Raw genomic sequence first — 14,845 nt, 5'->3', positions numbered from 1 at the left:
GGTATCCTTTGCCGCTTAGCGACGCTCGGTGGTCACGAGGCGGACTTCGCGGACAGTGACCGTCTTGCTGGCTGCGTTACGCAGGCAGGAGGCCTCGAAGTTCGGCCAGGCCTGCTCGGAGCAGTTGCGACCTACCGTGTGGATGTCCAGGCGGTCGGCCTTGGCGAGGGCCACCGGCACCGACGCCTCGACCTTCGGGGCGAAGCCCGGCAAAACGGTGAGGGCGGCTGCGATGAAAGCTGCGACGGCAACTGCTGAGAGAGTCTTGATCATGACGGTCCCCTGTCATTCGGGCCGTTTTGGCCCGGTTTGTTTGTCGCTTCCTGTGCTTGCCTGATTAATCAGACCCGGTTTCAGGAAGTTGTCGTGTCCGGGCAAAGTGGTTTCATCCGGCCCGGTTTGTGTTTCGTCCGTAGCGCCTGACGACATATGAGGCTGGAAAGCCCAATGTTTTCAGTATCGTCGCTGCTTACCCAGTAGACGCGCTGACCTGCCTTCGGGTTCGAATCCGGAGCAAAAATAAACACCGGTTATTTGACCCCGGTGGGCTGAACCAAGTCGGCTTGCGGCTCGAACGGGGGCGGGGTAGGAGGGGGAATGCCCCGTATCGCGCTTTATCCCGGTTCATTCGATCCCGTCACCAATGGCCATCTCGATGTGGTCCGCCATGCCGTTGGCCTGTGCGACAAGCTCGTGGTCGCGATCGGCGTCCACCCTGGCAAGAAGCCGCTGTTCTCGACGGACGAGCGGCTGGACATGGTGAAGCAGGTGTTCGGACCGCTGGCCTCGGCCGCCGGCTGCGAATTCGACTGCACGACCTATGACAATCTCACCACCACACTGGCGCAGCAGATCGGCGCTACCATTATGATCCGCGGGCTGCGCGACGGCACCGATCTCGATTACGAGATGCAGATCGTCGGCATGAACGAGACCATGGCGCCGGATGTGCAGACGGTCTTTCTTCCGGCCTCGGTCAGTGTCCGCCCGATCACCGCCACACTGGTCCGGCAAATCGCCGCGATGGGCGGCGACGTTTCGGCTTTCGTCCCGGACGCGGTTGCCAAGAGCCTCAAGTCCAAATTCGCCGCTTAAACAAACGCCGGCTAACCGGCTTTCTCTGATCCGGAGTTTCCATGATCCGTATAGTCGCACTTGCTGCCGCGCTGATGTTCGCGGCTCCCGCTTTCGCGCAGGCTCCGGCAGCCCTTCCGGCTGGCCTCGACAAGGCCAATTCGGTCGTGATCGACACGACCAAGGGCCGGATCATCATCAAGCTGCGCACCGATATCGCCCCGCAGCACGCCGAGCGTATCAAGCTGCTCGCCCGCGAAGGCTACTACAACAACGTACCGTTCCACCGCGTGATGGACGGCTTCATGGCGCAGACCGGTGACGGCAAGAACTTCAACGGCACCGGCGGATCGAAGTATCCGAACCTGAAGGCCGAATTCTCGCAGGTGCCGTACAAGCGCGGCGTCGTCGGCATGGCACGTGCCGGCGATCCGGATTCGGCGAATTCGCAGTTCTTCATCATGTTCGCCGAAGGTTCGTCGCTGAACGGCAAATACACCGTGGTGGGCGACGTCGTCGCCGGCATGGACGTGGTGGACAAGCTCAAGAAGGCGCCTCCCGGCTCGGCCAGTGGTGCCGTGACCGACCCTGACAAGATGGTCAAGGTTCAGGTCGCTTCCGACATCAAGTGAGCATCATGATGCCGCGATGCAGGGTGATTGCTCTGCTCGCGGCATTATTGCTGTCCGGCGTCCTTCAGGCGCATCCGGCATCGGCGCAGTCTGAAGGCGTGAGCACGCTGGAGGGCATGTTCGGAAGGCTGAAAGCGTGCTGGCATCCGCCCGCCTTGCCGCGAGGCCATCCGGGCATGGAGATCACGGTGCTGTTCAGCTTCAAACGATCCGGTGAACTTCTCGGAAGGCCGCGAATTACCTTCGAGACGCCGGATGCCTCCGAGGCCGACAGCGTTGCCTACCGAACGGCTGTGATGGAGACATTGCAACATTGCACGCCGATGCCATTTACCGGGGGCCTGGGCGACGCGGTCGCTGGACGCCCCTTCCGAGTGCGGTTTGACGACCGTCGAAACCAACCCAAACCAGTAGAGAGACGAGCATGGCTGTTACCGAGAATACTTTGATCCTTGAAACCACCCAGGGTCCCGTCACCATCGAGATGCGTCCGGATCTGGCACCTGGCCATGTCGCCCGTATCAAGGAGCTCGTGCGCGAAGGCTTCTACGACGGTATCGTCTTCCATCGCGTTATCGACGGCTTCATGGCGCAGACCGGCTGTCCGCAGGGCACCGGCACCGGCGGTTCGGGCAAGAAGCTGAAGGCCGAATTCAATAACGAGCCGCATGTGCGCGGCACGTTGTCGATGGCCCGCGCGGCCAGCCCGGATTCCGGCGACAGCCAGTTCTTCATCTGCTTCGACGACGCGTCCTTCCTCAACAAGCAGTACACTGTCTGGGGCAAGGTCACCGAGGGCATGGAGAACGTCGACAAGATCAAGCGCGGCGAGCCGGTGCAGAACCCGGACAAGATCGTCAAGGCGCATATGGCTGCCGACGCGGCTGCCTAAGTTAAGCTCCTCCCTCACGTTCGTCATGCCCGGGCTTGTCCCGGGCATCCACGTTTTATAGGCATCAACACCAAGGCGTGGATGGCCGGGATAAGCCCGGCCATGACGGAGTGGGAATAACTACAAACCCATGCGTACCGACCTCTTCGACTTCGAACTTCCGGCCGAGAACATCGCGCTGCGGCCTGCCAGCCCGCGCGACGCCGCGCGGCTACTTGTCGTTCAGCCGGGTATCGGCGTGCAGGATCATGTCGTCTCGGATCTGCCGACCTGGCTGAAGCCCGGCGATCAGCTCGTCGTCAACGACACCAGGGTTATCTCGGCGCAGCTCAGCGGCCGCCGCATCGGCCGTGACACCGAACCGAAGATTGACGCAACGCTGATCAAGCGCCTCGACGGTTCGCGCTGGCAGGCGCTGGTGCGCCCAGCCAAGAAGCTCGTCGAAGGCGATATGGTGCGCTTCGGCAATGAAGGCCGCGTCTGCCTGCTTGGGCACCTCGACGCCCAAGTCGAACACAAGGGCGATGCCGGCGAGATCATCTTCTCTTTCTCGTTTCACGGCCCGGCGCTGGATCAGGCGATTGCCGAACTCGGCGCGCCGCCGCTGCCGCCTTACATCGCCGGAAAACGCGCTCCGGACGAGCGCGACACCGCCGACTATCAAACCATGTTCGCCGCCAATGACGGCGCCGTCGCCGCACCGACGGCGGGACTGCATTTTACGCCGGCACTGGAAGCCGCTCTGAAGGCGCGCGGCGTCGGCCTGCATCGCATCACGCTGCATGTCGGAGCCGGGACGTTCCTGCCGGTAAAGGTCGACGACACAGCCGAACACAAGATGCATTCCGAATGGGGCACGATCTCGCGCGCCACGGCGGATGCGTTGAACGCAGCGCATGCGGCCGGCGGACGCGTGGTTGCCGTCGGCACGACCTCGATGCGTCTGCTGGAAAGCGCGACGTCCAAGGACGGCGTTATTCATCCGTTCGCCGACGAGACTGCGATCTTCATCACGCCCGGCTATTGCTTCCGCGCCGTCGATATCATGCTCACGAATTTCCATCTGCCGCGTTCGACGCTGTTCATGCTGGTCTCTGCCTTTGCCGGCATGGATACGATGAAGCAGGCCTATGCCCATGCCATCGCAACCGGCTATCGTTTCTATTCATACGGCGACGCCAGTCTGCTGTTTCGGGACACAAGCAATCAATGACCGTCGCCAATCATTTCGAACTGCTGCGCACGGACGGCACGGCACGCAGGGGCCAGCTGACGACGCCGCATGGCGTGGTCCGCACACCGGCCTTCATGCCGGTGGGCACCCTCGGCGCGATGAAGAGCTTGCACTGGCGCGATGTGCGCGATGCCGGCGCCGATATCGTGCTGGGCAACACCTATCACCTGATGCTGCGTCCAGGGGCCGAACGCATCGCGTCGTTCGGCGGCCTGCAGAAATTCACGACCTGGAACGGTCCGATGCTGACCGACTCCGGCGGTTTCCAGGTGATGTCGCTGGCACAGCTGCGCAAGGTGACCGAGCAGGGCGTCACCTTCCGGTCGCACATCGACGGCGCGAAGTTCGAACTGACGCCGGAACGGGCCATCGAAATCCAGCGGCTGCTGAATTCGGACATCGCGATGCAGCTCGACGAATGCGTGCGGCTGCCCGCCGAACACGCCGACATCGACCGCGCCATGCAGCTGTCGCTGCGCTGGGCCGAACGCTGCAAGCGCGCCTTCGAGACGGCGCCGGACGGCTACATGCTGTTCGGCATTGCGCAGGGCGGCGACGTACCAGCACTGCGCCGTGCCAGCGCGCAGGGACTCATCGACATCGGCTTTCACGGCTATGCGATCGGCGGTCTTGCCGTGGGCGAACCGCAGGCAGTGATGCTGGCGATGATCGAGGAGGTGGTTCCGATCCTCCCCTCGGACCGGCCGCGCTATCTGATGGGCGTCGGCACGCCGGATGATATGCTGGAAGCGGTGGCGCGCGGCGTCGACATGTTCGACTGCGTGATGCCGACGCGTAACGGCCGCCACGGTATGGCCTTCACCCGCCACGGCCAGATCAATATGCGCAACGCCCGGCATCAGGACGATCCGCGTCCGCTGGATGAAGAGAGCACCTGGCCGGCCGCGCGAGACTATTCGCGCGCCTATCTGCATCACCTCGTGCGCTCCGGCGAAACGCTGGGCGCGATGCTGCTGTCGGAAATCAACATCGCCTATTACCAGAGCCTGATGCAAGGTATCCGCGCAGCCATCGAGGCCGGAACGTTCGAAGAGTTTCGGGCGCATACGCGTGAGGGCTGGGCTCGCGGCGACATTCCGCCGCGGTAACCGCTCGTCGCGTGTGGAGAAAACACTAACCTGTCCATCAACCTGTCAGGTTCATCGATCGTTTGTCTCGCGGTAACCGGCCGCAAGCATTTCCATAGCCTTGTATTGCCGGAAAAACCTGCGGCTGGGCCGGGCCGGGAATCCTGCCCACCGCTCTCCTGCGGGCACGTCGCGCGTGACGCCGCTTGCTCCGGCTATCTGTGCGCCGTCGCCGATCGTCAGATGAGGAGCAATTCCAGTCTGGCCGCCTATTGCAACAAAACTCCCGAGAGTTGCGGACCCGGCAATTCCGACTTGCGCGGCGATGAGGCAGTGTCTGCCAATCGTCACGTTGTGGGCGACCTGTACGAGGTTATCGAGCTTCGTCCCTTCGCCGATAGACGTGTTACGGGTCGACCCGCGATCGATGGTCGTGTTTGCGCCTATTTCGACGCAGTCCTCAATAATGACGCCTCCGACCTGAAGAATTTTGATATGTCCGCCTTTGTCGGGCACAAATCCGAAGCCGTCCTGCCCGATCGATACGCCTGGATGGACAATGACGTGATTGCCGACAGTTGCGTGCGCAATGATAGCGCCGGCGCCGACCGAGCTATGGCTCCCGATGGCGACGTCTGGACCGATCACGGCGTTTGACCCGATATAAGTACGTTCACCGATCCTGGCCCGGGGACCGATCACTGCGCCGGGATCGATGGTAGCCCCGGCATCGATGATGGCCGAAGCATGAATCGTGGCGTTCGGAGAAATGCCGTCGGTCTCGAAAAGTGACCCCGGGATAGCCGCCCCTGGATAGAGCAGGGCGAGGATTCTCGAGTAAATCAAATACGGCTGAGGTGTCACAAAAGAGTAGGTCTCCTTTGGAACGGACGCGCTGAAGCGCGGGGAGACGAGACAAGCGCCCGCATTCGTCTGCCTCAAGGCCTCAAGATACTTGTGATTGTCCATATAGCTGAGCTCGCCGCGGCGCGCTGTCTCTAGCGCTGCTCCAGCCGAAATGAGGAAATCTTTTGTAACAAAAAGTAAGCCCGCGATGCCTGCGACCTCACTAGCGGTGATCGTGCGCTTAGGCACGAAGAAGGGAATTTGACCGGTCATGACCGACTCCAGTGCGGGTATCCCCTCGACCCGAGAGACGGCTTCTCCGCTGTAGACCCGACAGCTGGTTAGCACGGCTTGGGAACATCAGAAATGGCGAAGGTGTGACTGCGGCGTGGTCGTTACTTGGTGCACGCGTGACGGTGCAGAAATCGTTTGCGCGGATTGCTGGCCTTAACGCTTGCCAATGCTGCGCCGACGCCCGTCGCAACGATATGCTGGCTAGCTTCGGTGCGAGCGGCTGCTTTTGTGGAGCGTCAATGACGCATGGGCGATGCTGGCAGCGTTCGCCTTACTGGGCGTATTGGTTGTGCCATTCGCGTGGAAAGCAGACCTGGACGGGCAAGCAGAGGAGCGGAGAATGTGATAGTCGCGATCGGCGTCTCCCTCGGATCGCGGAGCAATCCAAGATCGGTTTACGCGGGGTCCACGCGAACAGCGCTAGTTGCAGACCGTCCGGCGAAATGCATGCTTGGTCACAAAGCCATAGCCGCATGTATCGCAGGTCCAGAGATAGCTGACGACGTCGTCGGTGAGAAAGGCCGACGCCTCGGCAGCAATCATCGAGTCCGCACAAACCGGGCAGGTGGGAAGATCGCTGCCACGCGGCGCGGGATGGGACGTTTTGGTCGTACGGACTTCAGCTGATGCTGACATCGTGACCTCCTTCGTCGTCTCATCGGACATGACACGATCCTAATCCGATTTGTTTGACCGTGTCGCAACACAAATGCGTTGCTTTGAAGTTTTTTAAGTCGCGCATGTTTGTGCCGCAGCGCGGTCACCTTTGTGCGATGCCACGTGCGTCACGAAGAATGCGTCGGTTACGATGAATGACATTTGTAAAATTTGCTGACATTGCCGGTCGTACAGCAGAGGCGAGTAGCTGCCACATCGCACCCTTGGTGCGGACGCATCTTCGGCGACACCGTGCAAGCGATTGTGCAGCCGCTCAGCTGGCGCTATCTCTCGATGGAAACGTTGGAAGGAATCTGACCCCGATGTCACAGCCCCCGCGACGCCCGCGCACGCTCCAGGATGCCCGTACCGAGGCGGAGGCGGCGTTCAAGAAGACGACCACGAAGCCGGTCGAGGCGCCGGTTACCAAGGCCGCCGTTCCCGGCGTGCGCGAACTGGTGTCGCTGCGGATCGATCAAGATGTGCTGGAATATTTCCAGCAGGACGGGCCGGGCTGGCAGGACCGCATGAACGACGCGCTGCGCAAGGCGGCAGGGAAGTAACCCCGGGCAGCCGGAGCCTCTCCCTCCCGGCGACGTAGCGCTGAGCGCTGCATCGCGTCCGGACGGGGGGAGGCAGGCCCTCAGCGATTGAGGAAGCCGCCGACGACACCGCCGATGAAGCGGCCGGGCAGGGCTGGATCGACAGCAGGCGCCGCTTGCTGGGCGGGGGCGCTACGCCGCACGGGCGGAGCTTCCTCATAAGCTTGCTGTTGCACCTGACGGCGCACCGGCTGCGCTGGCTTCGGTGCGGGCGCCGGTTCCTCGGTCAGGGTCACGGCCTCGGTGAGTAGAGCGGCGTGCTGCACCTTGTTGAGATAGCCCGACGTCGGGTAACCGCGTGCCGCCTGCCAGCGCTGAATCACCACGCGGGTTGGCGCGTCGAACGCGCCGGTCGCCTTGGTGTCGAAACCGAGGCCGTTGAGACGACGTTGCACGTCGCGGCGCTTGACCTTGTCGAGGCCGATCTTGTCCTCGGTGAGCTGGTTGGCTTCCTCGGTAAACACGGCCTTGTCGACGCCCGGAGCGGCGGTACGCGGCGCGGTGGCGGCTTCCTGCAGCGCGGCAATACGGGCGAGGGCGAGCGGCTTGAATTGGCCGTTCGGGTACATGGAGATGTAGGCGTTCAGTTCCTCCGGCCGGTTCGAGTCCTTGATCGAGCGCCAGAACTCAAGCTCGACATCGGAGCCGGCGGTGGCGGCTGCTGGCATGGTGGCGGTGGGGCTGGCCGCCGCAACGGCGACCTGCGCCTGCACGTCCGGATTGAGATAGACCGCACCGATCAGGTTGGTGTGGCCCCAGGGCAGCTGGCCCTTGTTGGTTTCTTCCTGTACCTGCGCACGCACTTTGGTCATGGCCTGCTGGATCTCGGCGCCGGGCGTGGTGATGTTGTTGAGCAGCGCGCGGGTGAACGGGCTGTTGCTTCCGCTCTTGCCGTCTAGGGCGGTCTGGCCGGGGCTGGTGGCGAATGCGATCAGCGTGCCTTCGCCGGACTTCATCTCCGCGAGGCCGGACGACACAGCGACGCTGCGCGTGGCAGATCCGCTGGAGCGGATTTTGGCGGCAAACGGATTGTCGCGGCAGGCATCGAGGAACACCAGCTTCACCTTGGCGTCGCCCATGGTCTGATCGAGGGTAGTCTCGACATTGATCGCCGCGCCGAGCTTGACGTCCATCTCGGATTTCAGATTGGCATCGGTCGGCAGTAGGTAGTTGATGTTGTTCACCGAGATGCCGTGGCCGGCATAGAAGAACACCGCGACATCGGCGCCTTGCGCCTTGCGTCCGAAATCGAGCAGCTTTTCCGTCATGCCGTCGCGCGTCAGGTTCGATCCTTCGATGACGTCGAAGCCGACATTGCGCAGCGCGCTCGCCATCGCCTTCGCGTCGATCGGCGGGTTCGGCAACGGATCGACATTCTTGTAGCTGCCATTGCCAACGACGAAAGCGACGCGCTTGTCGGCGAGCGCTGCATCCGCGCTGAACAGGATGGACAGCGCAGACAGGGCAAAAGCGAAATGGCGCACGATACGATCTCCCCCACGAATCCGGTCATTCGACCCTAGACACATTGGGAAAAGTACCAATTGCGGGCGTGCGCCAAAATGTCGAGACACGCACTCGGAGAATAAAATCGAGAAATGGACCCCGATGCGTCAGGCAGTCGCACGAATTGGCGGACGATCGGTGCTGAGCAGATTCAGTGTGTTCCCGGCGAGGATCAGCGCCGCGCCCAGTAGCGTGAACATGTCGAGCCGTTCAGAATAGAGTAACCATCCGATGGTGGCACTGAGTGGTACGCGCAGGAAGTCCATCGGCACGACCACCGTCGCATCGGCGTAGAGCATCGCGCGCGCCATGCAGAAGTGGGAAAACGTGCCGCAGAGGGCGACCACGACAAGCCAGCCCCAGACATAGGCCGACGGCCATTGCCAGGCATAGAGCGCGGGGAAAACGCCGGCCACCGACTGCACCACGATCATCCAGAAGATGATCTTCAGCGCGCTGTCCGTCCGCGTCAGCGACTTGATCAATGTGATCGATATGCCGAAGCCGAACGCGGCGGCCAGCGCGATCAGCTGACCGGGATTGACGGCGCCGGTGGTCGGGCGAACGATGACGATCACGCCGATCAGGCCGAGCACGATGGCGACGATCTTCCAGAGCGTCATGCGCTCGCCGAGAAAGAACGCCGCCATGATCGCGATCCAGATCGGCATGGTGAACTCGATGGAGACGAGCTGGCTCAGCGGAATGAGCGTGAGTGCGTAGAACCAGCCGAGCTGCGCGCCGTAATGCACGAGGTTGCGCGATACATGCGCCAGCGGGCGCGTGGTTCGCATGGCGCGAAAGCCGCCGTTGAAATACAGGATCGGCAACAGCATGACGAAGCCGAAGACGGATCGGATCTCCATCACCTGGAAGACATTGAGTTCGCGCAGCGTCTCGCGACCGCCGATGGCGACGAACAGCATCAGAAGCAGCCAGCCGGACATCCACAGCGCGGCCCGGGCCTTCGACGGGGGGCGATCCATAATCCCTGAGAACCAGTTTCTTGCGCTGCAACGATTCACGCAGCGGTGTAGCTTTACGGACAGGCTCTATCGGCGACATCGCCGGGCTTTGCAACGGACGAATCCGGTGGGGCTGCGTTGCGGGCGGATGGTTCCGGACGCTCTTCGGCGTAGCGCATAGAGGCAAAACAAAACCCCGGCTGTTTGAAACAACCGGGGTTCGAATTCCAAACGTGCGGAACGATCAGCTGCGGCTGAGCGAAATGCTGGCGCCCTTGAACTGGCCTTCGGAGGTGATCGAGACCTGCTGCTTGTTGCCGGTCGTCGTCAGGATCAGCTTCGCGCTGAAGGCTGGCGATGAAACGTCAACATTGAACTTGCCAGCGGTTGCCCGGCCCTCAAGCGATCCTGTCACGCCGCGGGTCGTCTCAGCCCAGCTGCCAGACAGCTCGCCGCCTTTAGCCTTCACGTCGCTCTTCAGCTCGAACTTGTAGCTGTCGCTGGCGCAGAGCAGGGACTGGTTCAGCCCCGTGCCGTCGCCGCTCACGGCATAGGTCGCCTTGCAGCGAATGCGCTCTTTGGAGCCGTCCTCGAGCGAGATCGTCCCGTTGCCCGACCATACACCGGCCATACCGGCGAACGGCGCTGACTGGGCATATGCCGACGCAGACGTCAGACCGAGCGCCGCGCAGAGCACCGCGGTCCGAACGAGCGAACGCGGAGAGGTCGAGTTAGGCATCATGGGGAGCATTCCTGGTTGGGGATTACTGACGCGAAGCTTCCCACCGGCCGCTGCAGGGGACGCCGCCCGAAGCGCCGTTCCACTTGCCCGATCCGGTGTTGCCGGACAGCTGGCCGTTGGCGAAAGCAGGCCCGATCGACACGCGCACGGTGCCTTCGCGGCCAACCTTGCCGTTGACGTCGGCGCCAGGCGCAGTGATGCGGCCTTCGGTGACGGTCAACGGATAGCGAGCCGTCGGCTCGCAGCTGCCGGTCTTGGTAACAATGGTCACGTTCCAGAGCCCGTCATAGGCATTGTCGGCAGCTGCGAAAGCTGGAGCTGCCGAAACCAACGCTGCGCTGGCAATCAGCGAAGCGGACAAGGCGGAACGGATGCGGTCAAAACGCATTGAATCAAATCCTCGATGTTGTGATGGCCACCTTATTGGGGGGTAATGTGTCCAAAATTTGCTGCGTTGCCGCATAGGCTCAAAACAACTCACGGGATGCAAGCCGCGACGGGCAAATTGGTTCCCTTTATTGACAGATTTGGTTGATTCGGGCGGGTTCCGGCGCCTTTTTAACCAGTTTTGGAGGCTTCTAGGTCAGTTTTGGCGCATTGGTCGCAAATTGCTCGTCCTGATAGGTTGCGGGCAAACGCTTGTGGACAGTCGCGAAGTCCACAACCTCGCCGAGCAACTTGAGGCCCAGCGGCGCCAACGCGCGCTCCCAAAGTTCGCGAGCGGTTTCGCCTTTTTTCACGAAGCACCATTCCTGCGCGGCGATGGCGCCACCGTCCATGACATCGGCAAGGTGATAGATGGTGCCGCCGGCAATCGGGTCGCCTTCCTTGATGGTCCATTCCACGGCAGCGATGCCACGGTGACGGGGCAACAGTGACGGATGGTAGCCAATACCGCCAAGGCTGGCTGCGGCGAGTGCATCTTTGCCGATGCGGGCGTGGCTGTGCGCCGTGATGATCAGCTCGGTGCCCTCGGCGATCTCGGAGGCCACGACGAGCTTCGGATTGGCCTGGACTGTCACCGGGATGCCGGCAGCCTTGGCGGCTGCGGCGAGACGGTCCTCCGCATCTGCAACCACCACGGACGCGATCTCGACGTTGTGAGTCTTCAGCATATCGAGGGTCGTGACGCCGAAGTGTTTGGAGCCGACGAGGGTAATCCGCATGTTCGATTATCCGGTGTTCAGAGGCTGAGAATGGTGTGAAAACCGGAAGTTCCGGCGCGGTTCATTGCGGCGATGGTGGGCGGGGAGGGGATCGAACCCTCGACCAGTCGATTAAAAGTCGAATGCTCTACCACTGAGCTACCCGCCCTAAAGTGCCGTATTGACGAAGCTAAACGGAGGAAACCGACCCTTGCGGGGCGCGGTGAGGCCGATCAGCCACGGCCGCGATGGCGCCCGCAATGCAGCGTATCGCGTGACCGGCTGTGTAAAAGGCGGGTCCGCCGGGGTCAAGGGCAGGGCTTGATGTTATGGACATGAACCGCGCCCCATTGGCGCGGTTCAGCTTGCTTCGCGCTGGGCCTCGGGACGGGACACGTCGATCGGCGGCATCGCTACCGGGCGAAGGCCGATCAGCTCGGCCGTGCGTACCGTCGTGTTGCGCCACCACTGGAAGTCATTGGCGCGCGAATTCTCCAGGATGGCAATCATCACCGCCGACAGGAACGGCAGGCTCTGCAGCACCAGCACGCCGGCGAAGATGTAGATCTCGGTGACCTGCTTGGAGTTGTTGGAGAACACCAGCACGCCACAGCTGATCAGCAGAAGCACACCGATCACGGCCTCCCAGAAGGCCTGGAATTCGATCGACATAGTCGACTTGCCACCCTTGGAGGTCACGGTGAAGGGCAGGTGATCCTTGATCAGGCCATCGGCGACGGCGCGCGATACCGTCCACTGCACCGACATGGCGGCGATCATCGCGCCCAGCATCTGCCACAGGCCGATCTTCACGCGCAGCCGGTACAGGACGATGAAGTGCGCCAGCGAGATCACGAAGGAGGCGATGATCGGCAGCGTCAGGATCTTGTCGGGGATGGCGATATCGGCAAAGGCGATGATCGGCACCCAGATGATGTTGAGGATCGCAACCACGACGCCGAGGCTTTCGGCGCCGAGCCAGTTCAGCCAGCCCATGCCGAATTCGCGCTTCTGGTCCTGGGTCATGCGGCTCGCGCCGGGCATGAAACGGCGCCAGTGCTTCTTGATGATCTGGAAGCCGCCATAGGCCCAGCGATGGCGCTGCTTCTTGAACGCCTCATAGGTGTCCGGCAGCACGCCGTAGCCGTAACGTTCCTTGGTGTAATGCGTCAGCCAGCCATGCTGCATGATGGCGAGGCCGAGATCCGAGTCCTCGCAGATGGTGTCGCCGGCCCAGCCGCCCGCCATGTCCATCGCGGAGCGACGGATCAGGCACATAGTGCCATGGACGATGATCGCATTGGCTTCGTTGCGCTGGACCATGCCGATGTCGAAGAACCCGGCATATTCGCCGTTCATGATGTAGTGCATCAGCGAACGGTCGCCGTCGCGGTGGTCCTGCGGCGCCTGCACGAGGCCGACGCGCGGATCGTTGAAGGCTGGGACGAGATCCTTCAGCCAGTTCGGCTCCACCACATAGTCGGCGTCGATGATGCCGATCACCTCGGCATCCGCCGCGGTGCGATCCATGGCGATGCGCAGGGCACCGGCCTTGAAGCCCTCGACCTTCTCCGCATTGATGAAGATGAAGCGTTCGCCGAGCATGCGGCAATGATCCTGGATCGGCTGCCAATAGGCCGGATCCGGCGTGTTGTTGATGATCACCACGCATTCGAAATTCGGATAGTCGAGCCGGGCGACCGCGTCCAATGTCAGCTTCAGCATGTCCGGCTGTTCGCGATAGGCCGGAATGTGGATCGACACCTTCGGGTATTTCTGTTCGGCGTCTGCAGCGGCACGTAGCTTTTCGCTGCGTTCAGCTGTCAGCAGCCGCAATGGCTTCCGGCCGAAGGCGATAGCCGCGATCTCCTCGATGCGCGCTAACGCGATCAGGAGCAGCGGGATCAGCAGGATGCAGCCGAGTGAGAGGGCGAAGGCCGATCCCCAGACGAAATAGTGGGTCTGCTGATAGGCGAAGATGGTTGCCGCCCAGGCGCCAACGGCATTGGCTGCGGCCGAGAGCACGAGCGCCTGTAGCGCCGTCGCGCCAACGATCTGCAGGATCGGCAGCGACAGCAGAATGCCAACCAGAAGTGCGATGCTGGCGTTCTTCCAGTGGTCCGGATTCACGATCGGACCGGTCCAGGGGAATTTCGGTTCCCGCGACGCGTTGAGAACGCCCCAATAGGGACCGACGCCGCCCTCGAAGAACTTCCATGGCTGATCGATGGCTTCGACGATGTTGTAGTCCATGCCGATCGCTTCGGCGCGGGTCACGAAGTTGCGCAGCACGACGGCCTGCTTGAACGGGCCGGGTATGGCCCTGCGCAGATTATAGCCCTCGCTTGGCCAGCCGAATTCGGCGATCACGATGCGCTTGCCGGGAAAGGTCTCGCGCAGAACGCCATAGAGATGGACGGCCTGATCGACGGCCTGGGTGTCGGTGAAGTTTTCCCAATAGGGCAGGATGTGCGCCGCGATGAAGTCGACCGACGAGGCGAGCTGCGGATTGTCGCGCCAGATGTTCCAGATTTCCCCGGTCGTGACGGGAACCGTGACCTGGCGCTTTACCCGGCGGATATATTCGACGAGGTCCTCAAGCTTGAGTTCATCGCGATACAGCGTTTCGTTGCCGACGACGATGCCGATGACATTCGGGTTCTTTTTCGCCAGCTCAACGGCGGAGGCAATTTCACGCTCGTTGCGATCCGCGTTCTTGTCGATCCAGGCGCCGACGGTGACCTTGAGGCCGAACTCGTTGGCGATGGCGGGCACCATTTCCACACCGCCGGTCGACGAATACAGACGGATGGCGCGGGTGATGGTCGACAGCTTCTTGAGGTCGGCGCGAATCTTCTCGACGGTCGGAATGTTGTCCACGTCGGGATGCGCCGTGCCCTCGAACGGCGCGTAGGAGAGGCTGGGAATCATGCCCTTGAAATCGGGAGCTTCCTGCTTCTCGCGCAATACGCCCCACAGGGCGGCATGAACGGCGGTCACGAACAATAAAACGGCGACGACAGCGCGCATCGCAACTGAACCATAACGGGGCGAGCGTGGCCGGGGAAGCGGACCCGTCCCCGAGGTCCGACCAGTACAACGGTAACGGAGACTATATCCGCCACACGAATTAACAACTCATACGCTGCCGTGGCCTTTTGAGGGCGG

General features: G+C 62.1%; 16 protein-coding genes and 1 tRNA gene. 7 read left to right on the top strand and 10 right to left on the bottom strand.

What is annotated here, in order from left to right; genetic code table 11:
• Positions 1-15: 15 nt before the first annotated feature.
• Positions 16-273, bottom strand: a complete 258-nt coding sequence (locus AB8A38_RS05850; RefSeq protein WP_315841952.1) for a hypothetical protein — start codon at positions 271-273, stop codon at positions 16-18.
• A gap of 324 nt (positions 274-597) precedes the next feature.
• On the opposite strand from AB8A38_RS05850, the gene coaD reads away from it, so the two are divergent.
• From coaD to tgt, 6 genes are all read left to right on the top strand, one after another.
• The gene (gene coaD, locus AB8A38_RS05845) at positions 598-1,095 is read left to right on the top strand and encodes a pantetheine-phosphate adenylyltransferase (protein ID WP_439085322.1); all 498 of its coding nucleotides are present in this window, start codon (positions 598-600) and stop codon (positions 1,093-1,095) included.
• Positions 1,096-1,136: 41 nt separating this feature from the next.
• Positions 1,137-1,706, top strand: a complete 570-nt coding sequence (locus AB8A38_RS05840) for a peptidylprolyl isomerase (protein ID WP_089264448.1) — start codon at positions 1,137-1,139, stop codon at positions 1,704-1,706.
• 5 nt (positions 1,707-1,711) lie between these two features.
• Positions 1,712-2,155 carry a hypothetical protein gene (locus AB8A38_RS05835; protein ID WP_149534553.1) on the top strand — a complete coding sequence of 148 codons (444 nt, stop codon included), beginning with the start codon at positions 1,712-1,714 and terminating at the stop codon, positions 2,153-2,155.
• Entirely contained in the window at positions 2,131-2,598 is a 468-nt protein-coding gene (locus AB8A38_RS05830; RefSeq protein ID WP_089264447.1) for a peptidylprolyl isomerase, read from the top strand. Before AB8A38_RS05835 ends, AB8A38_RS05830 begins: the two co-directional genes overlap by 25 nt.
• Before the next feature lie 130 nt (positions 2,599-2,728).
• Entirely contained in the window at positions 2,729-3,811 is a 1,083-nt protein-coding gene (gene queA / locus AB8A38_RS05825) for a tRNA preQ1(34) S-adenosylmethionine ribosyltransferase-isomerase QueA (RefSeq protein ID WP_439085321.1), read from the top strand.
• Positions 3,808-4,941 carry a tRNA guanosine(34) transglycosylase Tgt gene (tgt, locus tag AB8A38_RS05820; RefSeq protein WP_439085319.1) on the top strand — a complete coding sequence of 378 codons (1,134 nt, stop codon included), beginning with the start codon at positions 3,808-3,810 and terminating at the stop codon, positions 4,939-4,941. Before queA ends, tgt begins: the two co-directional genes overlap by 4 nt.
• Positions 4,942-4,992: 51 nt before the next feature.
• On the opposite strand, the gene lpxD is transcribed toward tgt, so the two are convergent.
• A complete protein-coding gene (lpxD, locus tag AB8A38_RS05815) occupies positions 4,993-6,039 on the bottom strand; it encodes a UDP-3-O-(3-hydroxymyristoyl)glucosamine N-acyltransferase (RefSeq protein WP_439085317.1) in 1,047 nt (348 codons plus the stop codon).
• A gap of 441 nt (positions 6,040-6,480) precedes the next feature.
• A complete protein-coding gene (locus tag AB8A38_RS05810; RefSeq protein ID WP_068730943.1) occupies positions 6,481-6,696 on the bottom strand; it encodes a hypothetical protein in 216 nt (71 codons plus the stop codon).
• Positions 6,697-7,040: 344 nt separating this feature from the next.
• Between AB8A38_RS05810 and AB8A38_RS05805 the strand changes: the two genes are divergently transcribed.
• On the top strand, positions 7,041-7,280 hold the full coding sequence (locus AB8A38_RS05805) for a BrnA antitoxin family protein (protein WP_315841959.1): 240 nt from the start codon (positions 7,041-7,043) through the stop codon (positions 7,278-7,280).
• Between the two features lie 80 nt (positions 7,281-7,360).
• On the opposite strand, the gene AB8A38_RS05800 is transcribed toward AB8A38_RS05805, so the two are convergent.
• From AB8A38_RS05800 to AB8A38_RS05770, 7 genes are all read right to left on the bottom strand, one after another.
• Positions 7,361-8,803: a caspase family protein gene (locus AB8A38_RS05800; protein ID WP_439085316.1), complete on the bottom strand. Its 1,443-nt coding sequence runs from the start codon at positions 8,801-8,803 to the stop codon at positions 7,361-7,363.
• Between the two features lie 129 nt (positions 8,804-8,932).
• Entirely contained in the window at positions 8,933-9,811 is an 879-nt protein-coding gene (locus AB8A38_RS05795; protein WP_439085315.1) for a DMT family transporter, read from the bottom strand.
• A 223-nt stretch (positions 9,812-10,034) separates the two neighbouring features.
• On the bottom strand, positions 10,035-10,532 hold the full coding sequence (locus AB8A38_RS05790; RefSeq protein WP_439085313.1) for a hypothetical protein: 498 nt from the start codon (positions 10,530-10,532) through the stop codon (positions 10,035-10,037).
• A gap of 22 nt (positions 10,533-10,554) precedes the next feature.
• Positions 10,555-10,920, bottom strand: a complete 366-nt coding sequence (locus tag AB8A38_RS05785; protein ID WP_315841963.1) for a hypothetical protein — start codon at positions 10,918-10,920, stop codon at positions 10,555-10,557.
• 190 nt (positions 10,921-11,110) lie between these two features.
• Positions 11,111-11,698 carry a formyltransferase family protein gene (locus tag AB8A38_RS05780; protein ID WP_315841964.1) on the bottom strand — a complete coding sequence of 196 codons (588 nt, stop codon included), beginning with the start codon at positions 11,696-11,698 and terminating at the stop codon, positions 11,111-11,113.
• 73 nt (positions 11,699-11,771) lie between these two features.
• Positions 11,772-11,846, bottom strand: a tRNA-Lys gene (locus AB8A38_RS05775).
• Positions 11,847-12,037: 191 nt separating this feature from the next.
• Complete coding sequence (locus AB8A38_RS05770; RefSeq protein ID WP_439085311.1) at positions 12,038-14,707, bottom strand: glycosyltransferase; 2,670 nt, start codon at positions 14,705-14,707, stop codon at positions 12,038-12,040.
• Positions 14,708-14,845: the final 138 nt, after the last annotated feature.

The sequence above is a fragment of the Tardiphaga sp. 839_C3_N1_4 genome (assembly GCF_051811045.1).
Classification (GTDB): Bacteria; Pseudomonadota; Alphaproteobacteria; order Rhizobiales; family Xanthobacteraceae; genus Tardiphaga.
Note: the sequence above shows the minus strand (reverse complement) of the source record. Positions and strands in the feature narration are given on the sequence as shown.